Annotated in this window: 21 protein-coding genes and 1 pseudogene; 11 read left to right on the top strand and 11 right to left on the bottom strand. The window is 57.7% G+C overall.

The features are described from left to right. The first annotated feature begins 28 nt into the window (after nucleotides 1-28). Complete coding sequence (gene sbcB / locus AO068_RS08110) at nucleotides 29-1,459, top strand: exodeoxyribonuclease I (RefSeq protein ID WP_058408080.1); 1,431 nt, start codon at nucleotides 29-31, stop codon at nucleotides 1,457-1,459. Between the two features lie 70 nt (nucleotides 1,460-1,529). Here the strand turns inward: sbcB and mvaT are convergent, their stop codons facing one another. Next, the gene (gene mvaT / locus AO068_RS08105) at nucleotides 1,530-1,910 is read right to left on the bottom strand and encodes a histone-like nucleoid-structuring protein MvaT (protein ID WP_002554971.1); all 381 of its coding nucleotides are present in this window, start codon (nucleotides 1,908-1,910) and stop codon (nucleotides 1,530-1,532) included. A 357-nt stretch (nucleotides 1,911-2,267) separates the two neighbouring features. On the opposite strand from mvaT, the gene purU reads away from it, so the two are divergent. Together purU and AO068_RS08095 are read left to right on the top strand one after the other, a co-directional pair. Next, nucleotides 2,268-3,119: a formyltetrahydrofolate deformylase gene (gene purU / locus AO068_RS08100; RefSeq protein ID WP_003363851.1), complete on the top strand. Its 852-nt coding sequence runs from the start codon at nucleotides 2,268-2,270 to the stop codon at nucleotides 3,117-3,119. Nucleotides 3,120-3,197: 78 nt separating this feature from the next. After that, nucleotides 3,198-3,398, top strand: coding sequence for a hypothetical protein (locus tag AO068_RS08095; RefSeq protein WP_005779067.1), 201 nt, complete (start codon nucleotides 3,198-3,200; stop codon nucleotides 3,396-3,398). Nucleotides 3,399-3,447: 49 nt separating this feature from the next. Here the strand turns inward: AO068_RS08095 and AO068_RS08090 are convergent, their stop codons facing one another. Both AO068_RS08090 and AO068_RS08085 read right to left on the bottom strand, forming a co-directional pair. After that, entirely contained in the window at nucleotides 3,448-4,920 is a 1,473-nt protein-coding gene (locus AO068_RS08090) for an inorganic phosphate transporter (protein ID WP_002554968.1), read from the bottom strand. A 205-nt stretch (nucleotides 4,921-5,125) separates the two neighbouring features. Further along, the gene (locus AO068_RS08085) at nucleotides 5,126-5,323 is read right to left on the bottom strand and encodes a hypothetical protein (RefSeq protein ID WP_058400770.1); all 198 of its coding nucleotides are present in this window, start codon (nucleotides 5,321-5,323) and stop codon (nucleotides 5,126-5,128) included. Between the two features lie 836 nt (nucleotides 5,324-6,159). Here AO068_RS08085 and pcaR point away from each other — a divergent pair. The 5 genes from pcaR to AO068_RS08060 all read left to right on the top strand — a co-directional run bounded on the left by pcaR (nucleotide 6,160) and on the right by AO068_RS08060 (nucleotide 11,485). Beyond that, on the top strand, nucleotides 6,160-7,002 hold the full coding sequence (gene pcaR, locus AO068_RS08080) for a pca regulon transcriptional regulator PcaR (RefSeq protein WP_003363842.1): 843 nt from the start codon (nucleotides 6,160-6,162) through the stop codon (nucleotides 7,000-7,002). A 200-nt stretch (nucleotides 7,003-7,202) separates the two neighbouring features. Beyond that, nucleotides 7,203-8,060 carry a CoA transferase subunit A gene (locus tag AO068_RS08075; RefSeq protein WP_058400839.1) on the top strand — a complete coding sequence of 286 codons (858 nt, stop codon included), beginning with the start codon at nucleotides 7,203-7,205 and terminating at the stop codon, nucleotides 8,058-8,060. Next, nucleotides 8,057-8,839, top strand: a complete 783-nt coding sequence (locus AO068_RS08070; RefSeq protein WP_170947368.1) for a CoA-transferase subunit beta — start codon at nucleotides 8,057-8,059, stop codon at nucleotides 8,837-8,839. Before AO068_RS08075 ends, AO068_RS08070 begins: the two co-directional genes overlap by 4 nt. Next, a complete protein-coding gene (gene pcaF, locus AO068_RS08065; protein ID WP_177342360.1) occupies nucleotides 8,836-10,041 on the top strand; it encodes a 3-oxoadipyl-CoA thiolase in 1,206 nt (401 codons plus the stop codon). Before AO068_RS08070 ends, pcaF begins: the two co-directional genes overlap by 4 nt. 142 nt (nucleotides 10,042-10,183) lie before the next feature. Further along, nucleotides 10,184-11,485 carry an MFS family transporter gene (locus tag AO068_RS08060; RefSeq protein WP_058408078.1) on the top strand — a complete coding sequence of 434 codons (1,302 nt, stop codon included), beginning with the start codon at nucleotides 10,184-10,186 and terminating at the stop codon, nucleotides 11,483-11,485. A gap of 67 nt (nucleotides 11,486-11,552) precedes the next feature. On the opposite strand, the gene AO068_RS08055 is transcribed toward AO068_RS08060, so the two are convergent. The 3 genes and pseudogenes from AO068_RS08055 to AO068_RS08045 form a co-directional block, all read right to left on the bottom strand. Further along, on the bottom strand, nucleotides 11,553-13,013 hold the full coding sequence (locus AO068_RS08055; RefSeq protein WP_058400773.1) for an AdeC/AdeK/OprM family multidrug efflux complex outer membrane factor: 1,461 nt from the start codon (nucleotides 13,011-13,013) through the stop codon (nucleotides 11,553-11,555). Continuing rightward, nucleotides 13,010-16,145 (bottom strand): annotated as a pseudogene (locus AO068_RS08050) (efflux RND transporter permease subunit). The gene AO068_RS08055 and the pseudogene AO068_RS08050 overlap by 4 nt, the downstream one beginning before the upstream one ends. 3 nt (nucleotides 16,146-16,148) lie before the next feature. After that, nucleotides 16,149-17,309 (bottom strand): efflux RND transporter periplasmic adaptor subunit, encoded by a 1,161-nt coding sequence (locus tag AO068_RS08045; RefSeq protein ID WP_058400775.1) that lies wholly within the window; start codon nucleotides 17,307-17,309, stop codon nucleotides 16,149-16,151. A gap of 255 nt (nucleotides 17,310-17,564) precedes the next feature. Here AO068_RS08045 and AO068_RS08040 point away from each other — a divergent pair, with 255 nt between their 5' ends. Next, on the top strand, nucleotides 17,565-18,209 hold the full coding sequence (locus AO068_RS08040) for a TetR family transcriptional regulator (protein ID WP_002554958.1): 645 nt from the start codon (nucleotides 17,565-17,567) through the stop codon (nucleotides 18,207-18,209). 481 nt (nucleotides 18,210-18,690) lie between these two features. Beyond that, the gene (locus AO068_RS08035; RefSeq protein ID WP_058400777.1) at nucleotides 18,691-19,821 is read left to right on the top strand and encodes a DUF3396 domain-containing protein; all 1,131 of its coding nucleotides are present in this window, start codon (nucleotides 18,691-18,693) and stop codon (nucleotides 19,819-19,821) included. Between the two features lie 14 nt (nucleotides 19,822-19,835). On the opposite strand, the gene AO068_RS08030 is transcribed toward AO068_RS08035, so the two are convergent. Continuing rightward, nucleotides 19,836-21,332 carry an MDR family MFS transporter gene (locus AO068_RS08030; protein ID WP_058408077.1) on the bottom strand — a complete coding sequence of 499 codons (1,497 nt, stop codon included), beginning with the start codon at nucleotides 21,330-21,332 and terminating at the stop codon, nucleotides 19,836-19,838. 127 nt (nucleotides 21,333-21,459) lie between these two features. Beyond that, the gene (locus tag AO068_RS28995) at nucleotides 21,460-21,630 is read right to left on the bottom strand and encodes a hypothetical protein (protein ID WP_004416346.1); all 171 of its coding nucleotides are present in this window, start codon (nucleotides 21,628-21,630) and stop codon (nucleotides 21,460-21,462) included. A 165-nt stretch (nucleotides 21,631-21,795) separates the two neighbouring features. On the opposite strand from AO068_RS28995, the gene AO068_RS08025 reads away from it, so the two are divergent. After that, entirely contained in the window at nucleotides 21,796-22,035 is a 240-nt protein-coding gene (locus AO068_RS08025; RefSeq protein WP_058400779.1) for a hypothetical protein, read from the top strand. Here the strand turns inward: AO068_RS08025 and AO068_RS08020 are convergent, their stop codons facing one another. The 3 genes from AO068_RS08020 to AO068_RS08010 all read right to left on the bottom strand — a co-directional run bounded on the left by AO068_RS08020 (nucleotide 22,036) and on the right by AO068_RS08010 (nucleotide 24,866). Beyond that, complete coding sequence (locus AO068_RS08020; protein ID WP_058408076.1) at nucleotides 22,036-22,659, bottom strand: flavin reductase family protein; 624 nt, start codon at nucleotides 22,657-22,659, stop codon at nucleotides 22,036-22,038. A 139-nt stretch (nucleotides 22,660-22,798) separates the two neighbouring features. Continuing rightward, nucleotides 22,799-23,116 (bottom strand): hypothetical protein, encoded by a 318-nt coding sequence (locus AO068_RS08015; protein ID WP_058408075.1) that lies wholly within the window; start codon nucleotides 23,114-23,116, stop codon nucleotides 22,799-22,801. A 424-nt stretch (nucleotides 23,117-23,540) separates the two neighbouring features. Then, complete coding sequence (locus AO068_RS08010; protein WP_058408074.1) at nucleotides 23,541-24,866, bottom strand: MFS transporter; 1,326 nt, start codon at nucleotides 24,864-24,866, stop codon at nucleotides 23,541-23,543. Nucleotides 24,867-24,962: the final 96 nt, after the last annotated feature.

Raw genomic sequence — 24,962 nt, 5'->3', positions numbered from 1 at the left:
TCGCGGGTCTTTTGTTCAGGATCAGCCCGTGACTTCCAGCATTTTCTGGTACGACTACGAAACCACCGGCATCAACCCGCGCAATGATCGTGCGCTGCAGATGGCCGGAATCCGCACCGATACCGAACTCAATGAAATCGCGTCGCCGGTCAATCTGCATTGCCAGCTAAGTGACGACATTCTGCCCCATCCCGCTGCCTGTGTGATCACCGGAATCACGCCGGCCACGCTGGCAGAAAAAGGCTTGTGCGAGGCGGATTTCATGACCCGCGTACATGCCGAACTATCTGCGCCAGGGACATGTGGTGCGGGTTACAACACCTTGCGTTTTGACGATGAAGTCACGCGTTACAGTTTTTATCGCAACTTCTTCGACCCTTATGCACGCGAGTGGCAGGGCGGTAACAGCCGCTGGGATCTGATTGATGTCGTGCGCGCGGCCTATGCATTACGCCCCGACGGCATTGTCTGGCCCGAACAGGACGGTCGCGTCACACTCAAGCTGGAACGACTGACTGCTGCAAACGGCATTGATCATGGACAGGCGCATGATGCGTTATCCGACGTGCGTGCAACTATTGCCTTGGCGCGCCTGATTCGTGAAAAACAGCCGAAGCTTTATGACTACCTGTTCGCATTACGCAGTAAACAGAAAGTCCAGGAGCAGGTTCGTCTGATGCAGCCACTGGTGCATATATCGGGACGTTTTTCTGCGGCACGCAATTACCTTGGCGTGGTGCTTCCGCTGGCATGGCACCCGCATAACCGCAACGCGCTGATCGTCTGTGACCTGCACCTTGACCCTTCACCGTTGTTGCAAGACGACGCTGAAATACTCAAGCAGCGTTTATATACCCGGCATGAAGCGCTGGGGGAAGGCGAATTGCCGGTGCCGCTCAAATTACTGCATATAAACCGTTGCCCGGTGATAGCCCCCCTGGGGGTGCTACGTAGCGAAGATCAGCAGCGGCTGCAACTGGACATGGCGGGCTACCAGGCACGCGCAACGCAGTTGAGTGAAAGCCGGGAAGTTTGGCAGGATAAACTGAGCGTCCTTTATGGCAAGGAAGATTTTGCTGCAAGTGAGGATCCAGAACAGCAGTTATATGACGGTTTTATTGGTGACCGTGATCGTCGACTGTGCGAGCAAGTTCGGCAAGCCGAGCCCGAACAACTGGCACGTGACGCGTGGCCGTTTGATGACGCCCGCTTGCCTGAATTGTTATTCAGGTACCGCGCTCGTAACTTTCCTGACACCTTGAGCAGTGAAGAGCAACAGCGGTGGGAGGACTTCTGTCAGCAGCGGCTGAGCGACCCGGAACGGGGGGCGCCCAATACCCTGAAGGACTTTGCGACTGCGCTGGCTGAATGCTCTCTTAGTGCCGCGCCAGAGCAGTTGGAGGTATTGCGCCAATGGCAGGATTACGCGCAGGCGCTGAGTAAACGTCTGGGTGTATAAATAACGGACAATAAAAAACGCCAGCAGGCTGGCGTTTTTGCAATCGCAATGAAGCGCGACCGTTTGAAGCTTAGCCCAGCAGAGTGGCCCAGCTTTCGACGTCGTCACTGCCCCACTTGGCTTTCCACTCTTTCAATGTCTTGTGGTTGCCACCTTTGGTTTCGATGACTTCACCGTTGTGCGGGTTCTTGTATTGCTTGACCTTGCGGGCGCGTTTGGTACCGGCAGGTTTAACAGCGCCGCCACGGGGGGCTTTGTTTACCTTGGCATCCGGATCCAGCAGGGCAATGATGTCACGCAGCGACTTTTGATATTCGCCCATCAGCGTACGCAGCTTGCCTTCGAATTCTAGCTCGGTTTGCAGTTTGTCGTCTTGCGACAGGTTCTTCAAACGGGCTTGCAGTTCTTTGATGGCTTCTTCTGTGGCGCGGTATTCGTTGATCAGGGACATGAGGAGACCTTATGTTGTGTAGGTTGCAGGGATACAGTGGGGCAATAATAGTCACTGTAAATGAGCAAGTAAACATTAAATAAAAGTTTTATTTGAATTATTTAGCAATATACACGCGTCCTACAGACGTCTGAACTAGGCAAGCGCCGAGCCCCCTTCAAAAGATCCTCGCTATAAAGCCCTTCTTTATATAGGTCTTGTTAGGCGTCGCGGGTGGTAAAAGTCGATACTGGCACGGTGCAATCTTTTGCCTGGGCGGTGTCCTTTTCGGCCTGCACATTCAGGCAGCAAAGATACTGCAGTTTTGCTGCGCAGCCGCTAGAATAGCGGCTTTGCGAAGTTCTGGAGTTTCCCCCAATGCGCACTTTTCGTCTGGTGATTGCTTGCCCGGACCGTGTAGGCATCGTTGCCAAAGTCAGTAACTTTCTGGCGTCCCATAACGGCTGGATCACCGAAGCGAGTCATCATTCGGACAATCTCAGCGGCTGGTTTTTCATGCGTCACGAGATACGTGCCGACACCCTGCCTTTTGACCTGGACGGGTTCCGTGAAGCGTTCACGCCGATCGCGGAAGAGTTTTCGATGGACTGGCGCATCACCGACTCGGCGCAGAAGAAGCGCGTCGTGCTCATGGCAAGCCGCGAGTCGCACTGTCTGGCCGATCTGCTGCACCGTTGGCACAGCGACGAACTCGACTGTGACATAGCCTGTGTGATTTCAAACCATCAGGACCTGCGCAGCATGGTCGAGTGGCATGACATTCCTTATTACCATGTCCCGGTGGACCCGAAAGACAAGGAGCCTGCATTTGCCGAAGTCTCGCGTCTGGTCGGGCATCATCAGGCGGACGTTGTGGTCCTTGCGCGTTACATGCAAATTCTGCCGCCACAACTGTGCCGTGAATATGCCCATCAGGTGATCAACATTCACCACAGCTTCCTGCCATCCTTCGTCGGTGCCAAGCCTTATCATCAGGCGTCGTTGCGTGGCGTCAAGCTGATTGGCGCGACCTGTCACTATGTGACCGAAGAGCTCGATGCCGGCCCGATCATCGAGCAGGATGTGGTGCGCGTCAGCCATCGCGACAGCATCGAAAACATGGTGCGCTTCGGTCGCGACGTGGAAAAGATGGTATTGGCCCGCGGCCTGCGCGCTCATCTGGAAGACCGTGTTCTGGTACACGACAACAAGACAGTCGTCTTCGACTGATCTATCTTTTCGGGAGTGCGCCTGTCGCGCTCCCGACCTGGCTCGTCGGCAATGGTGCAATGCTCAGGGTGACAGCCAATGACCGATCCTTTCGAAAAAGCCACATCCACCGCTCCCGCCACGCTTGGCGAGGGCTGTCTCAGCCGCTATGACCCCGCCGCCCTGACTCCGGAAAACGGTGCCGATTTCGACGGTGCAGCAGCGCTATGGCGTGAGTTGCAGCAATCGGAAATGCCCGCTGAAAGGCTTGTCGAGAAAGGTGCGGAGGGAGAGGGGTGAATCAAGCCCTTCAGGCAGTGCAAGGCTGCACCACCTGAAGGGCTCTGAGTCAGGACAGTGCCTTGGAGGCCAGCCAGAACAGCGCTGCGGACAAGGCGACCGTTGCAGGCAGGGTCAGCACCCAGGCCAGCAGGATGGTGCGAACCGTTCCGCCTTGCAGGCCGCTCTTGTTGGCGACCATGGTCCCGGCAACGCCTGATGACAGGATGTGGGTGGTGGAAACCGGCAGACTGAACACGTTAGCCAGGCCGATTGCGCAGGCGGTGGTGATTTGCGCCGACATGCCCTGTGCGTAAGTCATGCCCTGTTTGCCGATCTTCTCGCCGATCGTCAGTACCACGCGTTTCCAGCCAACCATGGTACCGATGCCCAGTGCCAGTGCGACCGCCAGAATTACCCAGAACGGTGCGTATTCTGTGGTGGTGGTCAGGTCTTTGCGAAGTTTCTCCAGATCGGACTTTTCACGCGCTGACAGGTCTGGAAGTTTGCCGACCTTGCGGGCCGTGTCGTCCAGGCACAAGAGATAGCGGCGCACTTCGATACGGCTTTCAGGGGCCAGCGAGTGGTAGTCGGACACGCCTTTGAGGCGGTCGAGCAACGCGTCGATGGTGGGTTCGGTCTGCTTCGGATTACAGGCAGAGCTGGACGGCAAGTCGCCTTTTTCAGCTTTGCCCATGGCCAGATATTCGCCCAGCGTGCTGCTGTTGCGTTGATAAAACTGGCTCAGATGCTGGGTCGCATCGCGGGTACGTTCGATCTGGTAGGTCGTGCTGGTCAGGTCCAGTACAAACTGGCTGGGCACGATGCCGATCAACACCAGCATGATCAGGCCGATGCCTTTCTGGCCGTCGTTCGAACCATGTACGAAGCTGACCGCCATTGCGGAAATGACCAGCACCAGACGGTTCCAGAATGGCGGGTGCTTTTTGTCGTCCAGCTTGCGACGCTGGTCCGGGGTTTTATGCATCTTCGACTGCGGGCGCCACCATTTCAGCGCAACCAGCACCAGGCCTGCAACGATGAAGCCGGCCAGCGGCGAGAACACCAGCGAAGCACCAATGTCGATCGCTTTCTGCCAGTTGACGCCGTCGGCCAACGGGATGCCGTTGATCAGTGCATTGGCCAGACCGACACCGAGTATCGAACCGATCAGGGTGTGCGAACTGGAGGCCGGGATACCGAAGTACCAGGTACCGAGGTTCCAGGTAATGGCCGCCGCCAGCAGCGAGAACACCATGGCCAGGCCATGTCCGGTGTTGACGTTGATGAGCAGTTCGACCGGCAGCAGATGGACGATGGCGTAGGCAACGCCCACACCGCCCAGCAGCACGCCGAGGAAGTTGAATACACCAGAGAAGAACACGGCCAGATGAGGCGGCATGGCTTTGGTATAAATGACTGTCGCCACCGCGTTGGCGGTGTCATGAAAGCCGTTGATGAACTCGAAGGTGAGGACAAAAGCCAGGGCGAGCAAAAGGCTCACAAGCACCCAGGCATCGAGCCCGCTGAATAAATCGATCATGTAGGTTTTCTGACCGGGTCTGAAGGGGGCGCGATTATGACAGAAAAAATACCGAACGACTTGTCGTCACTGCGAGGTGTCGCCTCAAACCAAAAAAAAGACGCATGAGCGCCGCCCCGTTGAATGCTCAATGAGGCTGTAAGGCGGTTAGTTCCGGGGGCTGGAAGGCAGAGATGAGCAGTCGGGGATCATGAGACCCGCGATGTCACTGCTCTTCTTTCAGGCCTTCTTCCATTTTTTGCAATTCTTGCTTGAACGCCTGGTCCAGCAGGCTGGCTCTTTTGCGCCAAGGCTTGCGTTCCGGTTCCGGTTGCGCGGCGTAGGTGGTGATTTCACCGCCGTAGACATCCTTGTAACGTTGTTCCTGGCGCTCAAGTTCCGCGCGCAGTTCATCTTTAGTCACTGTAATACCTGATCGAGTCGATTGAGTTCTGGTGATGACGCAAAACAATGCAAGTATGTTCACGCCATTCGGACTGTATACCAGATACAGTCAGAGACCTGCTCGGGCCATTGCCCGAAGAGGTTGCGGAACATCCTGTTATTGCCTGCGGCTACGTACACCAGAGAAACAGCTGTCGTAGCGACATGTGTGTGATTTCGAGCGCAAGGCTTGCGCTGGCAGGCTTCCCTTTGATCGCGCGGCGATGGTGCACCGTGACAGCGCTTCGATGGGATAATCGAGGCAGAAATCGGGTGAACGGATCAATCGTTTGCGAGGGTGTTGCCGGCCCACTGATGGATACTATCTCCAAGAAGTTCTGTTACGTCAACAACAGAGGTTGAATAAGTTCACAGGTCTGGTTTTTTTGTACGATTGTTCCGAAGTTTTAGTGAGCCATTTATATGACGGAACTTTTATAAAACAAATTTTACACACCTGGTGACAAAACCCTGACGATGAAATTCAGAGAGTTTTATATGCACGATGTCTGGAGTTGTGATGCGGGGTTCAGCAGGCGGGGCGTGTTCATGCGCAGCAGGCGCTGCCGCAATGAAAACGGCCTTGCTTGGTAAGCAAGGCCGCTGCCTTGGACTTCTCAGTGGGTACCTGACCAGTAATTTCCAAGAAGTCACTTCGTGGCAGAGGTAAAGGTATAAGTATATTTACGGCGGGTCAATTGCGATTATCGGCCACCTGTTCGATAATCGCACAAGCAGAGGCTGTCTTCACTGCTTCCAATAGACCTGAAACCTGCGCTCCACAGGGCCTGAAAGGGAGTTACAGAGGGTGTGTCAATGAACGATGAACTGCGTAAATCTTTTGCCTCATTGGCACCGCCCATCGTGGCGTCACCCGCAAAGCGCATTCAGGCGCTGACCGGTGACCCGGATTTCATGACTTCGCTGGCGCGCGGGCTTGCCGTTATTCATGCATTTCAGGAGCGCAAGCGGCACCTGACCATTGCCCAGATCAGCCACCGGACGGAAATTCCCCGGGCTGCAGTGCGTCGCTGTCTGCATACGTTGATCAAGCTGGGTTACGCGACCACCGATGGTCGTACGTACTCGCTGCTGCCCAAAGTGCTGACCCTGGGCCACGCCTATCTGTCATCTACGCCTCTGGCGACTTCTTCGCAGCCTTATCTGGACCGTATGAGCGATCAGTTGCACGAGGCTTGCAACATGGCCACGCTAGAAGGGGACGACATCCTTTATATAGCGCGCTCGGCGACCACGCAGCGATTGATCTCGGTCGACCTGTCGGTGGGCGGTCGCCTTCCGGCATATTGCACGTCCATGGGCCGAATTCTGCTGGCCGCGCTGGATGATGTGTCGTTGCATGAATACCTTGATCATGTCGATCTGCAGCCCAAGACCAGTCGTACCATTCGCACGCCGGAAGCGCTGCTGGAATGTCTGCAACTGGTCCGTCAACAAGGCTGGTGTATTGTCGATCAGGAACTGGAGCAGGGGCTGCGCTCTATTGCCGTGCCGGTCTATGATGCGTCGGGCCAGGTGCTGGCGGCGCTGAATGTCAGTACCAGCGCCGGCCGTGTGGCACGTAGCGAGCTGGAACAGCGCTTTTTGCCGATCATGCTCGATGCCAGTCGCGACCTGAGTACGCAGCTGTTTACCTGACCTTGTTTGCCTGGGTATGGTTAAACGGGCCTGGTTATCCAAGCTCGTGAGCGATTGTTAGTCAGCTGAATTTGTTCGGTTACCGAACGGTTAGTCGATTATCGGATTGTTTGCCTGTCTGCTCAGGCATAACCTCATTTTCATTCCGGCGCAGGTCTTCGCGCTGTTTATTGAACGTGATGTTGGGTTCGGAGCACCTCATGGCAGACATTCTTTCTCTACGCGATGCTGTGAAGCAACTGGTCAACGATGGCGACATCGTTGCGCTGGAAGGCTTCACGCATCTGATCCCCACCGCCGCTGGTCATGAAATTATCCGTCAGGGTAAAAAAGACCTGACCCTCGTGCGCATGACGCCTGACCTGATCTACGACCAGTTGATCGGTGCCGGTTGTGCGAAGCGTCTGATTTTTTCGTGGGGCGGCAACCCCGGTGTCGGTTCTCTGCACCGCCTGCGTGATGCCGTTGAAAAGCAATGGCCGCGCGCGATGGAAATTGAAGAGCACAGCCATGCCGACCTCGCCAACGCCTACGTGGCTGGTGCGTCGGGCCTGCCGTTCGCGGTGCTGCGCGCCTACGCCGGGTCCGACCTGCCCAAGGTCAACCCGCTGATCAAGACGGTGACCTGCCCGTTTACCGGTGAGGTGCTGGCGGCGGTGCCATCGGTACGCCCGGACGTGACCGTTATCCATGCACAGAAAGCCGACCGCAAAGGCAACGTGCTGCTCTGGGGGATTCTCGGCGCGCAGAAAGAGGCCGCGCTGGCTGCGAAGCGTTGCATTGTGACGGTGGAAGAAATTGTCGATGACCTGAAAGCGCCGATGAATTCTTGCGTACTGCCGACCTGGGCATTGAGCGCCGTGTGTCTGGTGCCCGGTGGTGCTCACCCGTCTTATGCGCATGGCTATTACGAGCGTGACAACCCGTTCTACCAGGCCTGGGACCCGATTGCCCGGGACCGTGACACCTTCACCGCGTGGATCGATGAATACATCCACGGCACCGCAGATTTCAGTGAATTCCAGAGCAAGCTGGCTCGCGCTTCGGAGGCCAAATAATGACCTACTCCACCAGTGAAATGATGACCGTTGCCGCAGCCCGTCGTCTGCGTAATGGCTCGGTATGCTTCGTTGGCATCGGTCTGCCCTCCAAGGCTGCGAACCTGGCGCGTCTGACATCAGCGCCCGACGTGGTGTTGATCTACGAGTCCGGCCCGATTGGTGCCAAACCTACCGTGTTACCGCTGTCGATTGGCGATGGCGAGTTGGCGGAAACCGCCGACACGGTGGTGTCCACCAGCGAAATCTTTCGTTACTGGCTGCAGGGCGGGCGCGTCGACGTTGGCTTTCTCGGCGCAGCGCAGGTGGACCGCTTCGGCAACATCAACACCACCGTTGTCGGTGATTATCATCATCCCAAGGTGCGCCTGCCGGGTGCCGGTGGCGCGCCGGAAATCGCCGGTTCGGCCAAGTCAGTGCTGATCATTCTCAAGCAGTCGGCGCGTTCGTTCGTCAACAAGCTGGACTTTATCACCTCGGTCGGCCACGGAGAGGGCGGCGATTCGCGCAAGCGCCTGGGGCTGCCCGGTGCAGGCCCGGTGGGGATCATTACCGACCTGTGCATCATGGAGCCGGAAGCTGACACCAACGAGTTCGTTGTGACCACGCTGCACCCTGGCGTGACTCGCGAGCAGGTGATCGCTGCCACGGGCTGGGAGATCCGCTTTGCCGACACAGTGGTCGTCTCCGAAGAGCCTACCGAGGTCGAGCTGACGGCGCTGCGTGATCTGGAAGCCCGGACCGCCGCCGCTCATGGTCAGGTTGCAGGAGAAGCGTGATGCGTGAAGTATTTATTTGCGATGCGATTCGCACACCCATCGGTCGCTTTGGCGGCGGGCTGTCTTCGGTGCGTGCCGACGACCTGGCCTCGGTGCCGATCAAGGCACTGATGGAGCGCAACCCATCGGTCAACTGGGAAGAGATCGACGAAGTATTCTTCGGCTGTGCCAACCAGGCCGGTGAGGACAACCGCAACGTTGCGCGCATGGCTGCGCTGTTGGCGGGGCTGCCGGAAAGCGTGCCGGGGGTGACCCTCAATCGCCTGTGTGCTTCCGGGATGGACGCCATCGGCACCGCGTTCCGTGCCATCGCTTCCGGCGAAATCGAACTGGCGATTGCCGGTGGCGTTGAGTCGATGTCCCGTGCGCCGTTCGTGATGGGCAAGGCTGATGCAGCGTTCTCGCGCAACATGAAGCTGGAAGACACCACCATCGGCTGGCGCTTCATCAACCCGGCGATGAAAGCGCAGTACGGCGTGGACTCAATGCCCGAGACAGGCGACAACGTTGCAACCGACTTCAGGATTTCTCGAGCCGATCAGGACGCTTTCGCCCTGCGCAGCCAGCAGCGCACTGCCGTTGCCCAGGCTGCGGGCTTTTTCGAGGAAGAGATCGTGCCGGTACGAGTTGCGCACAAAAAAGGCGAAACCATCGTCGACAAGGACGAGCATCCGCGCAGCGATACCAGTCTGGAAACCCTGAGCAAACTAAAGCCGGTCAACGGTGCGGACAAAACTGTCACCGCAGGTAATGCCTCCGGGGTCAACGACGGGGCTGCTGCATTGATTCTGGCTTCGGCCGAAGCTGTCAGAAAGCACGGCCTGACGCCCCGTGCCCGTGTACTGGGTATGGCCAGCGCAGCGGTTGCGCCTCGGGTGATGGGCATCGGCCCGGTGCCTGCGGTGCGCAAGCTGGTCGAGCGGTTGGGTCTTGCGGTGACTGATTTCGACGTCATCGAGCTCAACGAAGCCTTCGCCAGCCAAGGTCTGGCAGTTCTGCGCGAGCTGGGCCTGGCGGACGACGCACCGCAGGTCAACCCCAACGGCGGGGCCATTGCGCTCGGCCATCCACTGGGCATGAGCGGCGCGCGGCTGGTGCTGACTGCGTTGCACCACCTGGAAAAAACCGGGGGACGCAAAGGTCTGGCAACCATGTGCGTCGGCGTAGGGCAGGGCCTTGCCCTGGCGATAGAACGCCCATAACCCCCGACATAACCCACGGTTCAATGACCCGACTCAGCGGATTGCCTCCACGAAAAGGCAATCCGCTGGTTCGGGTTGTTGTGCTTGGATGAGTAGGATGTTACAGATTGTTGCTTATGGACAAATCCGCGTGGGGAAAATAATGACTACAACTTCAAAAGCACCGCATTACACCGGCGAGGAGCGAAGCAAAAGAATCTTCGCGATTGTCGGGGCGTCATCGGGCAACCTGGTCGAATGGTTCGACTTTTATATCTACGCCTTCTGCGCGATCTATTTCGCGCCTGCCTTTTTTCCTTCCGATGATCCGACGGTACAGTTGCTCAACACCGCAGGCGTGTTTGCTGCTGGTTTTCTGATGCGCCCGATTGGCGGCTGGTTGTTTGGCCGTGTGGCGGACAAGCATGGCCGCAAGAACTCCATGCTGATTTCGGTCACCATGATGTGCGCGGGATCGCTGATCATCGCTTGCTTGCCAACCTACGCTTCGATCGGTGCCTGGGCACCGGCCTTGCTGCTCATGGCGCGCCTGCTTCAAGGCCTGTCGGTGGGCGGTGAATACGGCACCACGGCCACGTACATGAGTGAAGTGGCCTTACGCGGGCAGCGCGGTTTTTATGCCTCGTTCCAGTACGTCACCCTGATCGGCGGCCAGTTGCTTGCCGTGTTGACAGTGGTCATCCTCCAGCAGTTTCTGACCACCGAAGAGCTGCGTGACTACGGCTGGCGTATCCCGTTCGTGATCGGTGCGGCCGCTGCTGTCATTGCCTTGCTGCTGCGTCGCACACTCAATGAAACCACTACCGCCGAAAGCCGTCAGGACAAGGATGCAGGCAGTATTGCCGCACTGTTCAAGCATCACGCAGCGGCCTTCATCACCGTGCTGGGCTACACCGCCGGTGGCTCACTGATTTTCTACACCTTCACGACCTACATGCAGAAATACCTGGTCAACACCGGAGGCATGGAAGCCAAGACCGCTAGTTACATCATGACCGGCGCGCTGTTTCTGTACATGTGCATGCAGCCGTTTTTCGGCATGCTGGCGGACCGTATCGGCCGTCGCAATTCGATGCTCTTGTTCGGCGCCCTGGGTACGCTGTGTACGGTGCCGATCCTGATGACGCTCAAGACCACCACCAACCCGTTCATTGCCTTTGTGCTGATTACCCTGGCGCTGGCGATCGTCAGTTTCTACACCTCGATCAGCGGGCTGGTCAAAGCCGAGATGTTTCCTCCCCAGGTTCGCGCACTGGGCGTCGGGCTCGCTTATGCAGTGGCCAACGCAATGTTCGGCGGCTCGGCTGAGTGGGTTGCACTGAAACTCAAGAGTGCCGGAATGGAAAACAGCTTTTACTGGTACGTGACGGCGATGATGGCGGTAGCGTTCCTGTTCAGTCTGCGTTTGCCCAAAGAGCCCAAGTACCTGCATCAGGACCATTGATCGCAGGTTTGTTTCGGCCACAAAAAAACCACCTGATCAGGTGGTTTTTTTTGTGTGCCGCTTTAAATCAGAACAGTTGAACCGAAGGCTTCTCTTTGGAGATGGTTTCGGTCTGCCCGGTCCTTTCGTACCAGCCGCCGCCGAGGGCCTTGTACAGGTTGACCTCGCTGGTCAGCTGCGACAGGCGATCGGTGATCAGCGTTTGTTGCGCACTGAACAACGAGCGCTGGGCGTCGAGGAAGGTCAGGTTGCTGTCGATACCGATCCGGTAGCGACGCTCGGCCAGACGATAGTAGTCCTGGTTGGCCGCGACGAAGTCACGTTGCGCCTGGAGCTGCTCGTCGTAGGTCTTGCGCGAAGCCAGGCCGTCAGACACTTCCTGGAAGGCGGTTTGAATCGCCTTCTCGTAGTTGGCGACGCTGATTTCTTTCTGGATCTTCGAGTAGTCCAGGCTGGCGCGCAGGTTGCCGGCGTTGAAGATCGGGATATTGATGCTCGGCTGGAACAGCCAGGTTCCCGAGCCTCCCTTGAACAGGCCGGACAGCTCAGTGCTGCTGGTCCCGGCACTGGCCGTCAGGCTGATGCTCGGGAAGAACGCTGCGCGTGCTGCGCCAATGTTGGCGTTGGCTGCCTTGAGCGTATGCTCGGCCTCCAGAATGTCCGGACGACGCTGCAGCAGATCGGACGGCAGGCCAGCCGGCATTTCGGTCAGCATGTCGGAATCCAGCAAGTGGCTGGCCGGCAGGTTGTCGGGCAGCCCGGTGCCGAGCAGCAGCACCAGACTGTTCTGATCCTGTGCAACCAGGCGCTCGTACTGAGCCAGTTTGGCACGCGCGCTTTCGACGGCGGTGCGTGACTGGCTCAGGTCCAGGGCCGAGGAAACACCGACTTCATTACTGCGCGAGGTCAGGCGATAGCTTTCTTCGTAGGTCTTGAGGGTGTCCTGCGTCAGCTTGAGCAGTTCCTTGTCGGCCTGCCATGTCATGTAGGCATTGGCGACGCTGGCCACCAGACTGATCTGGGTGCTGCGACGCGCTTCTTCGCTGGAGAAGTAGGTTTCCAGCGCCTGCTCGCTGAGGCTGCGCACCCGGCCAAAGAGGTCCAGTTCGTACGAGCTGACACCCAGCGTTGCCGAATAGCTGCTGGTGATGCCTGCTTGACCGGTCTGCGACTGTTCGGCTGGCACGCGTTGACGAGTACCGCTACCTGTCGCCGAAACAGCAGGGAACAGGTCCGAGCGCTGAATACGGTACTGGGCACGGTAGGCGTCAATGTTCAGAGCCGCGACCCGAAGGTCACGGTTGTTGAGCAGTGCAGTCTGAATCAGCTGTTGCAGCGCCGGATCATTGAAGAAGTGCCGCCAGCCTTGCTCCGCAGCGGCCATTTTGGCGCCTTCGACCGGCGAGTACGCTGGCCCTTGCGGATATTGTGCGGCGACCGGTGCTTCCGGCTGCTTGTACTCGGGGATCAAAGAGCAGCCGCCGAGAATGAACGCGGTAACTGCAAGAGAGATCAATGACTTGCTCATTGGCCAGCCTCATCGTGTGAAATATGTTTCTTCTTGCTCTTGAAGAGCCCTGAAACCGAGACAAAGAACAGGGGCACCCAGAAGATCGCCAGGATAACGGCCGTGATCATACCGCCAATTACACCAGTACCGATCGAATGTTGACTACCTGAACCTGCGCCCGTGGAGATTGCCAGCGGCACAACGCCGAGGATAAACGCCATGGACGTCATGATAATCGGGCGCAGACGCATACGGCACGCCTCGATTGCCGAGTCGACCAGGCTCTTGCCCTGCTCGTGCAGCTCTTTGGCGAACTCGACGATCAGAATGGCGTTCTTCGCCGCCAGACCCACCGTCACCAGCAAGCCCACCTGGAAGAACACGTCGTTGGACAGGCCGCGCAGGCTGGTCGCCATCAGTGCACCGATAACCCCCAGCGGCACCACGAGGATGACCGCGATCGGAATCGACCAGCTTTCATACAGCGCCGCCAGACACAGGAACACCACCAGCAACGACAGCGCGTAGAGGGCAGGGGCCTGCGAGCCGGACAAACGTTCCTCGTAGGACAGACCGGTCCACGAAATGCCGATACCTTGCGGCAGTTTCTTGGCCAGGGCTTCTACCTCGGCCATCGCCTCGCCGCTGCTGTAACCCGGGGCAGGAGTACCGAGCACTTCCTCTGCTGCCACGCCGTTGTAGCGCGACAGTTTCGGTGAGCCGTAGGTCCATTTGCCGCTGGCGAAGGCCGAGAACGGCACCATTTCACCCGAGCTGTTGCGCACGTACCACTTCTTGAGGTCTTCAGGCGTCATACGGGCACCCGCATCGCCCTGGATGTACACCTTCTTCACACGGCCACGGTCGATGAAGTCATTGACGTAGCTGCCACCCAACGCGATGGACAGTGTGTTGTTGATGTCCGACAGGGTAATGCCCAGCGCACTGGCGCGTTCGTCGTCGATGATCAACTGGTATTGTGGCTCGTCGTTCAGCCCGTTCGGACGCACGCCTGCGAGAACCTTGCTCTGCGCCGCCATACCGAGGAACTGGTTACGCGCTTCCATCAGTTTGTCGTGACCCACGCCGCCCTGATCCTGCAGGTAAACGTCGAAACCTGTGGCGTTACCCAGCTCGAGAACAGACGGTGGAACGACCGCGAACACCATTGCGTCGCGCAGGCTGAAGAAATAGCCCTGAGCGCGCTTGGCCAGCTCGAAGACGCTGTTGTTGGAATCCCGTTCTTCCCACGGCTTGAGCATGACGAACGCAATCGCCGAGCTTTGGCCGCGGCCCGCAAAGTTGAAGCCGTTTACCGAGAACACCGACTTCACTGCGCCGCTTTCCTTGGTCAGCAGGTATTCACGCATGTTGTCGATGACTTCCTGCGTACGCTCGGTCGAGGAGCCTGCCGGGGTCTGAATCTGGGCAAAGATGACGCCCTGATCTTCTTCCGGAAGGAACGCGGCCGGGATACGCATGAACATCCAGACCATGCCTGCGCAGATCAGGATATAGCCCAGATAGGCCGGCCATTTGTGCTTGAGCATGTTGCCGACGCCACGTTCGTAGCTCAGAACGCTGCGGTCGAAGGTGCGGTTGAACCAGCCGAAGAAACCACGTTTTGGCTGGCCGTGGGTCTTCTCATCGATAGGCTTGAGCATGGTGGCGCACAGCGCCGGGGTGAAGATCAGGGCGACAACCACCGACAGGGCCATGGCCGAGACGATAGTGATCGAGAATTGCTTGTAGATCACCCCGGTAGAGCCGCCGAAGAACGCCATGGGCAGCAGAACCGCCGACAGCACCAGCGCAATACCGACCAGCGCACCCTGGATCTGGGTCATGGATTTGATCGTGGCGTCGCGCGGGGAGAGCTTTTCCTCCTCCATCACCCGCTCGACGTTTTCCACCACCACAATCGCATCGTCCACCAGCAAGCCGATGGCCAGCACCATACCGAACATGGTCAGGGTGTTGATGGTGAAGCCGAATGCCGCGAGGATGCCGAACGTGCCCAGCAATACCACCGGTACGGTCATGGTCGTGATGACCGTGGCGCGGAAGTTTTGCAGAAACAGGTACATCACCAGGAACACCAGCACGATCGCTTCGATCAGGGTGTGAACCACACCGTTGATCGATTCGCTGACCACTGGCGTGGTGTCATACGGGTACACGACTTTCATGCCTGGCGGGAAGAACGGCTCCAGCGACGAAACGGTCGCACGGATAGCCTTGGCGGTATCCAGTGCGTTGGCGCCGGTCGCGAGTTTGATCGCCAGACCCGATGCCGGTTTACCGTCGAACTGCGAGTCGGTGCTGTAGTTCTCTGCGCCCAGGCCGACAGTCGCGACGTCCTTGAGGCGAACCTGCGAGCCGTCGGTGTTGACCTTGAGGAAAGATGTTGCCGAACTGCTCGGCGGTCTGCAGGCGCGTCTTGCCGATGATCGTGGCGTTCAGTTGCTGACCGCTGATGGACGGCAGGCCACCCAACTGGCCGGACGATACCTGAACGTTCTGCGCAGTGATCGCGTTTTTCACGTCCACCGGAGTCAGCTGGAAGTTGTTCAGCTTGGCCGGGTCCAGCCAGATACGCATGGCGTACTGCGAACCGAAGACCTGGAAGTCACCCACACCGGAGGTCCGGGAAATCGGGTCCTGCATGTTCGACACGATGTAGTTGGCCAGGTCTTCCTTGCCCATGCTGCCGTCTTCGGACACCAGGCCGATCACCATCAGGAAGTTCTTCACTGCCTTGGTCACGCGGATACCCTGTTGCTGCACTTCCTGTGGCAACAGCGGGGTCGCGAGGTTGAGCTTGTTCTGCACCTGAACCTGCGCCGTATCGGGGTTGGTGCCCTGATTGAAGGTCGCGGTAATAGTCATGCTGCCGTCGGAGTTACTTTCCGAGCTCACATAACGCAGGTTGTCGATACCGTTGAGCTGTTGCTCGATCACCTGCACCACAGTGTCCTGCACCGTCTGGGCAGAAGCGCCCGGATAGGTAACCTGAATACCGATGGCTGGTGGTGCGATGCTCGGGTACTGGTTGATCGGCAGGCTGGAAATCGACAGCGCACCGACCAGCATGATCACGAGGGCAATAACCCAGGCAAAAATGGGTCGATCAATAAAGAATTTCGACATGGGTTACTCCCCTTTGCTGCCTGCGGCTTTATCAGTGGCCGGGGCAGGTGCCGGGTTTGCTCCTTTGACGTTGGTCGCTTCGGCGACTTTCACTTCGGCGCCTGGTTTGACGTACTGCAAGCCTTCGGTAATGACCCGATCACCTTCTTTCAAGCCGTCTTCGATCAGCCAGTCGCTGCCCACGGTGCGGTTGGCCACCAGCGTACGCATTTCAACCTTGTTGTCCTGGTTGACGATCATGGCGGTCGGCGTGCCTTTCAGGTCGCGGGTCACGCCTTGCTGCGGCGCCAGAATGGCTTTCGCACTGACGCCAGCCTGCAATTGAGCGTGGACGAACATGCCAGGCAGCAGGCGATGTTCCGGGTTCGGGAACACGGCGCGCAAGGTTACCGAGCCTGTGGTCTGGTCAACCGATACTTCGGAGAATTCCAGCTTGCCTTCCTGGCCGTAGACACTGTTGTCTTCCAGCGTCAGCTTGACCTTGGCCGCGTTATCGCCAGCTTTCTGCAGCTTGCCGCTTTCCAGGTCATTGCGCAGTTTGAGCATGTCGGCAGACGACTGAACCACGTCCACGTAGATCGGATCGAGCTGCTGGATGGTTGCCATCGCATCGGTCTGTGCACTGCTCACCAGTGCGCCTTCGGTCACTGCGGAGCGGCCGATACGACCGGAAATAGGTGCCAGCACCTTGGTGTAGCGCAGATTGATCTGGGCGGTCTGCAAGGCGGCCTGAGCTTCCTGCGTGGATGCCTGGGCGGTGTCGTATTCCTGACGGCTTACCGCTTGCTCGCTGACCAGTTGCTTGTAGCGATCAGACATCGACTTGGCGGACTGCAGAGTCGCCTTGGCGCTGTTGGCATTGGCCTCATAGACAGCCGGGTCAATCTGATAAAGCTGCTGACCGGCTTTGACGTCGCCACCTTCGGTAAACAGACGTTTGAGAATAATGCCGTTGACCTGAGGGCGTACCTCGGCGACGCGGAATGCGGTGGTCCGGCCTGGCAGCTCGGTGGTCAGGGTATAGGGCTGTGCTTTGAGGGTAACGACGCCGACCTGAGGGGTTTGCGCAGGCGGGGCCGCCTGTTCCTTCTTGCTACAGCCACTGAGCAGGGTTGCCAGGGCGACGGCAGTGACCAGAACGGTAACAGCTGGCTTGAATTGCATGAAGATCCTCGGGGCAGGAGCCTGTTGTCTCAACAGTACGTTGAAGTGTTAAAAAATATTTCGGCTAGATAAGTAGCATGCTAAGGAATATACTTACATTCGCGGCTGTTTGTAAACACCCGCTGTGCGCATTCGGCCACTATTCACAGTGCCGACAGCCAATTCGGGACAAGGCGAGACAAATGCCGCCCGGTCATATCTCCAGGTCTGCCGCCAGACGCATGCCTGAGGTGAATTTTTTGAGGTTTTATTGCCATGGTTCGTCGCACCAAAGAGGAAGCTCAGATCACTCGCAGCCAGATTCTGGAGGCTGCCGAGCAGGCTTTTTATGAGCGAGGCGTCGCCCGCACCACGCTGGCTGACATTGCAACGCTTGCCGGTGTGACGCGAGGAGCCATTTACTGGCACTTCAACAACAAGGCCGATCTGGTTCAGGCAATGCTCGACAGCCTTCAGGAACCGCTCGATGAAATGGCGCAGGCCAGTCAGAGCGAAGAGGAAGAAGACCCGCTGGGCTGTATGAGAAATCTTTTGATTCATTTGTTTCATGAGCTCGCACTGGACCCGAAAACCCGTCGCATCAATGAAATCCTGTTTCACAAGTGCGAGTTTACTGACGAGATGTGTGATTTTCGTCGTCAGCGTCAGGACAACGCCATACAGTGCCACGACCGGATCACCCTGGGGCTGAACAATGCCGTGCGCCAGGGGCAACTTCCCAAAGATCTCGATACGGCCCGGGCCGCAGTCGCCCTGTTTTCTTACGTTAATGGCATCATTTATCAATGGCTGCTGGTTCCAGACAGCTTTTCATTGCCGGCAGAGGCCGAGCAACTGGTTGATGTGTGTCTGGACATGCTGCGCTTCAGCCCTACGCTAAGAATCAGCAAGGCTTCCTGACTGAAGATGACAGGCCTTGGAGCATGCCGGTTCAGTCGGGCCGTTATCTTTCATACAAAGCCTAACTCCAATTCGTATTTTTTATACAGTGTGTTTACCGACTGTTTACCCGTCCTGATCTATTGCACTCACCGATTGCTGCCGACCGGGTATTGATCCGACAAAATATTGTAGGAAGTGGGTAGGACATTTCCTGATACATGTAGCTGATTTCCCAAAGTAATTTCCGAGTATTGCCCCGCGGGAAAACTCCCTTCACTCTTCGGCTCCGGAAAGATCAGAAGAGAGGAAGGTTGCATGTTTTTGCCGAATCTTGCGCCCATGTGCCCTGAAATCAACGCCAGATCCGCTGAAATGTACGCGCGTGGGCAGGGTCGTGGCTTGCGTAATCGCAGGTCTGCGTCGGACGTGATCGAAACATGCAAAGGGCATGCAGGCATGAGCGTAAATCTGGCTCTCTCGATCAAGGGGAGGGCAGAGCATGTCGGACACTACAACTGATGCTGTGAGGCTGCTGGCCGGAGTCGCGCAGCAATCCGAACGGGTTGCCATGGATTCTGAATTGGGGACACCCGTCATTCGGCTTGGGTTGATCACTACACTGTATTTCCGCAATGGTCACACGCTGGAGATGAAGCGTCGGGTCGAAGCCTGCTTTTCGCGCTTCTATGAGGCGTTCAAGCCGAAACTCAAATGGCAACTGTTCAAGCGCATGCGTCGCTTGAGCGCATCGGGTTTTGCGTCGACCCGGCGTCAGGTTGTCGAGAGCCTCCCGGACGAGCAGTTCATCTGGTCTATCGCCAGTGCGACCCAGGCCGAGGTCGCCATGTACAGCCTGTTTGTCATGAACACCCCGCAGGGGCAAGCCGACAACGATCGCTCTTGCCTGAAAATGGTCTTGCCCTGGTCCTGCCTGACCGAGCCTGACGGTTTGAAGAACTATGAAGCCTGGATCCGCTATCTAAGCAGCGAAGTGCAGGCCGAGCATGGTTTTGGCGGGCTCGCCTGTGTATTGCCTTGCGATGGGCACCAGTATTTACCCTGGGAGTATCGACTGGCTCAGGACTACATCGGGTTGATGGTCGATCCCGGTCCGCACATTGAAAGCCTGCGTTTGCTGGACCGTATAAAGGGCGTCAGCTGGTATACGGTGCTGGGCGAAGGGTTTGTCAGGCAGCTGGGAGGGAGCGACAGATTGCGGGGCGAGATGAGCGCGCACAGCGACATCGTGTTTCATAGCTATCGCAACGGGTTGATCATTCGGGCGGGTGCGGTGCCTGAATTGGGTGGTCGAGGCCTGCCGCCGCAACCTTATGTGACGGTCAACCGTATGATCAAACCGGTTCGCCTGCAGGACACCGGCAACCTTCATCCCTACCTTGCTCCCGGTATCGGCTTTACCGAGGAAACCACCGCGCAATGGTATGCGCGATTTGATGAAAAACCGCTGCCGCCGGTTGATGCGGGGCAGGCATGCCCTCGATCTGGCTGCTGGTTCAGCAGCGCACAGTTTGGCTCTCGTCGACATTTCGACGAAGGTGAACTCATGCCGGCGTTCACCCATATAAAAAGCAAGAAAACCCAGTGGTTCTGGGCCGGGATGTCGTCCTGAGTCAGCGCGTCGAGCTAATCGCGGCCTCGCAATAGCGTATTGGGCATTGCTACGGCTGCGGCAAGGCCGAGCAGCGAAATGGCCGCACTGGTGATCAGCAGGTTTCTGAAGGTCAGCGCCAGTTCGGCTCGCAGTGTTTCCAGAGCCGGTCCGGTTGCTGCATTAAGGCTGTCGAGCAGGACATTACCGGAGCTGCCTTCGCCACCCAGCGCTCCCGAGCCGGGCAGACCGACACCGGTATGCTGCAACATAGCCAGCAGCAGCGCCGACATCAATGCTACGCCTACTGCACCACCCAGTGAGCGGAACAGATTGGTTGTGCTGGTGGCCACGCCCATATCCCTTGGTTGAACCGAGTTCTGGGTGCCGACCAATGAGGTGGGGAACTGCATGCCGGTGGCGATGCCGGTCAGGACCATGAACAGGCTCATCGCTATCAGCGATTGGGGAGGCGTGAAGGCCATGCCCAGAATCGCGATGGGCATCAGCAACGCCCCGGTCAGGATAAGTGGTTTGTAGCGCCCGGTTTGTGCGGTGCGTCGCCCGGCGAAATAGGCACCCATCGGCATGCCGATCGCCAGCGGAAGCAGGTGCAGGGCGGCACTGTCTGCACCGCCACCGGTGACGGTCTGGTAACGTAACGGCATCAGGACAATCAGGGAAATAGCCTGAAAGCTGGTAAAGAACACCGTGCACCAGCAAAGCACGGCACTTTTATTGGTGAACAGGTGCATGGGCAACAGGGGCTCGGCGGTGCGGCGTTCGTACCAGACGAAAATGCCCAGCGTCAGCAGGGCGGTGCCCAGTAACATCTGAACCTCGAAATCGCCCAGACCATGCCCCTGACCAATTTCGGTAATTCCCAGCAGCAGCGCGGTCAGGCCGATGATCATCAGCACCGTACCCAGGTAGTCGATAATCGGTTTGCGCTGTGGCACAGGCAGGCCGACCAGGGTTCGATATGCGACGATCAGCGCGGCGGCCCCCAAGGGCAGATTGATCAGGAACACCCAGCGCCATGACAGGTATTCGGTCATCAAACCGCCCAACACCGGGCCCGCAACGCTGGCCAGGGCGTACATGCTGCTGAAGTAACCCTGATAGCGGCCCCGCTCACGAGGCGGAACAATGTCGGCGATGATTGCCTGGCTTACCGAAACCATGCCGCCTGCACCGATGCCTTGAAGGACGCGCGCCAGCACCAGTTGTTCCATGCTCTGCGCCATGCCACAGAACAAAGAGGCGAGGGTGAAAAGCCCCAGGCCGAACAGCATCAGTTTACGCCGCCCGTATAGATCGCCCAGCTTGCCGTAGATCGGCACTGCAACGGTCAGGGAAACCATATACGCGGAAATGACCCACGCCAGCAGATCGATGTCCCTGAACTGGGCGGAAATGGCAGGCATCGAAACGGCAACGATGGTCTGATCCAGCGCGCTGAGCAATACCGCCATCATCAACGCAAACAGAATGCTGCGAATGGCCGGAGGCGTTTGAGTAAGACTGGTCAAGGCAAAACCTGATGGCAGTGTTGACCCGCCGCAAGTGTGGCGGGAGAGTCTGGCCAGTCTAATCCGATAGCTTGCTAATCGATAGCTGCCTTTGCTGAACGATGACGCAATTCATGCTCCGCAAGCGTCATCGCAAGGCGCTGAAGGTGGCATCGGTTGGCACGCAATGGCCAAACGTACAGCTGGAGACATAGGGGGCCTGGCGCGCCAGTTCGTTACGATAGGCACCGGCGCTGTACACGGCCAATACCGCCAGAGCTCCTGCGACAACCATGCATTTTCTTGTTATTGCTTTCATGACGCACTCCTTACCTCGGCTACAGAGCAGTTTGAAAGAACTGATTAAAGTGTAGGACACGGTTGGAGTTTGCGTCGGTAGTCATCATCTGCGCTTGCTGCGTGACGAATGCGCTGGAAGACGCGCTAGAATTCGCGCTTTGATTTATGAGCAGGGTCCAGACGCATGGCACGCAAGGAATACAACGGGTTTGAAGTGGTGTCGGCAGTCATGCCTTCCGAGCAGGGGTACAACGCGGCAATTGCCATCAAGGGGTTGGGTGCCGGCGGAGCGCCGCGCTTTCATGCGCTGCTGCCGGACCAGAAGTTCAAGACTGCCGATGACGCCGACCTGGCCGCTGCACAGGAACTGCAGCGGCTGATCGACATTGATGCCGAGGGCGAGCCGGTATGGGGCGATTCCTGATCAGGCGCCTGGACGGAACATCTTGAACAGCGCTTCCGGCCCAAGCTGGAAGTAATCTGCAGGACCGCCGCCACGCAGGATCGGCTCAGCGGCCGCGGTGTCGTAAACACCGTCCTTGAGCAGGGATTTCTCGATGTGTACGGCCACCACTTCGCCCAGAATCAGCCAACTGGACACCAGCTCCTTGTCGGCGCGTTGCAATTGAATGATCTGGGTGACTTTGCATTCGAACGACACCGGCGTCTCCAGCACACGTGGGACCGAGACGATATGGGAGGCCAGTGGCGTGAGGTTGGCCAGCTCGAACTCGCTGACATCCGGCGCTACCGGGGCACAGCTCTGGTTCATGGCTTCAGCCAGCGAGCGGGTCGCAAGATTCCAGACAAACTCACCGGTCTGCTCGATGTTATTGAGACTGTCCTTGCGACCAACGCTGCAGAACCCAATGATGGGGGGCACATAGTTGAACGCATTGAAGAAACTGTAGGGTGCGAGATTCAATTTGCCGTTGGCATCCTGCGATGAAATCCAGCCGATCGGGCGTGGGCCTACAATCGCGTTGAACGGGTCATGCGGCAGGCCGTGACCCTTGGATGGCTCGTAGGAGTGAATAGCGTCTGACATGCTCGATTCCTGATGGGCTCTGTAGGATGCGGACATAGTGCTGCGCATTTGCAGAGGATGCCAGAGCAGCGTGTATTTCAGCCTGGGCCAGACATGAAGAAGCCCGACATCGGCCGGGCTTGGGGCGTTGCGTGGGCTATCAACCCAGACGGTTGGCACCGACGTGGTCTGCACCATCGGCGGCCTGACGGTTTGCACCGACACGGTCCGCGCCATCAGCGGCCAGGCGGTTGGCACCGACGTGGTCTGCACCATCGGCAGCCTGACGATTCGCACCGACACGGTCTGCGCCGTCAGCAGCGACACGAATTGAACCGACATTAGTGTGTTTGGTGCCGCCTTCAGCAACGATGGTCGAGCGGGACATATCGTTTTGAACAGTTGTGACTGGAAGTGCAAAGGCGCTGGAAGCCAGAACAGAGAAAGCCAGGCCGAAGATCAATTTAGTGGTTTTCATGATGATGTCTCCAATGAGTGTCGGGTGAGTTGTCATCCCGGTATGGAGGCAATGCTACGCGCCAGCGGATTATTAAGAAGTTAATCGGATTGCTAGCGACCATCGCTGAAAATGATAGTTGGCTGTGATGCTCTGATTTCGGGCCTTGCAGGCGATGTTGCGTTATCGAGGTGCATATTTTGAAAAATCTTGTAATAAAGCCTCTTGACAAACTGGAAGTGTAATTTTTTCAATGTCTTATCGCTGATTGGTCTCGAAAGTGTGCACTGTATTGAAACACTTTGTAGCAAGTGCTCATGTCGTTTCAGGGGGCGATGATGACGGTTGTATCGATGTGACCGATATTGTGTTCCTCACACCGGCGTGGAAACAGCACGCCAACTCAGGCGTTGGCATGCTGCTCAGGCGTGTTAACGAAGAGTGATCAATCTGTCTCGATCCGCGAATGTTTGCGCGTGTCTTTCATGAAGACATACACCAGCAGCGAACAGGCGATGCACGCGGTTACGTACCAGTAGTAGCCGTTTTCCATGCCGATGCTCTTGAACCACAGTGCGATGTATTCCGCAGTACCGCCGAAAATCGACACCGTCAGTGCATACGGCAGGCCGACACCCAGCGCACGGATCTCGGTCGGAAACAGCTCGGCCTTGACCACTGCGTTGATCGATGTGTAACCGCTGACGATGATCAGCGCCGCCATGATCAGGAAGAACGCGCCCCACCAGGTCTGAATGGTATGCAGCGTGGTCAGGATCGGTACGGTACACAGCGTTCCCAGTACGCCAAACGCAATCAGGATCGGACGCCGCCCGACCTTGTCGGACAGGGCGCCAATCACCGGCTGCAACAGCATGAACAGAAACAGCGTCGCGGCTGATATCGAGGTCGAGTCGGTGATGCTCATGCCGACGGTGTTGACCAGGTACTTCTGCATGTACGTGGTGTAGGTATAGAAAGCCAGGGTCCCGCCCATTGTCAGGCCGACTACGGTCATCAGTTCCTTGGGATGACGCATCAATGTGCGCATCAGGCTTTCCTTGGCCTTTTCCTTTTTCTTGCGGGTGAACGACTCGGTTTCTTCCATGCCACGGCGCAGAAACAGCGCAACCACTGCACACAGGGCACCGATGACAAACGGGATACGCCAGCCCCAGGCATACAGCTGCTCGGTGGTCAGTGTCTGCTGCAGCACGATCAACACGCCCAGCGCGATGAGTTGGCCGGAAATCAGCGTGACGTACTGGAAGCTGGAAAAGAAGCCGCGACGTTCCTTGCTGGCCATTTCGCTGAGGTAGGTGGCCGAGGTGCCATATTCACCCCCGACAGACAGGCCCTGCAGCAGTCGGGCGAACACCAGCAGGATCGGGGCACCGACGCCGATGCTCTCATAGCCCGGGGTCAGGGCAATGATCAGCGAGCCGAAACACATCAGCAGTACCGATGCCATCAGCGCAGCCTTGCGCCCCTTGTAGTCAGCGTAAAGCCCCATCAGCCAGCCACCGATAGGCCGCATCAGAAAGCCCACGGCAAAAATCGCGGCGGTGTTGAGCAGTTGTGCGGTGGTGTCGCCCTTGGGGAAGAACGCTTTGGCGAAGTACAGCGAGAAAGCGGCGTAGACGTACCAGTCGTACCACTCGACCATGTTGCCGACCGAGCCGCTGAAAATGGATTTCAAACGGCTGGAAGTGGTTTTTTGGCCAGCAGCAGTAGCAGCCGACCCACGGGAGGCGGGATTGGAAGTTTCCATGGTGTTCCTTGTTTTTCATTATTTTTGGAAGGAGGCATTGGATGCCCTGCCTGTGACATAGCAGGAGCTGTGCCACACCATGAGAGCCTGTTCTAG

Origin of the sequence: Pseudomonas sp. ICMP 3272 (genome assembly GCF_001466905.1) — a bacterium.
Taxonomy (GTDB): domain Bacteria; phylum Pseudomonadota; class Gammaproteobacteria; order Pseudomonadales; family Pseudomonadaceae; genus Aquipseudomonas; species Aquipseudomonas amygdali.
Note: the sequence above shows the minus strand (reverse complement) of the source record. Positions and strands in the feature narration are given on the sequence as shown.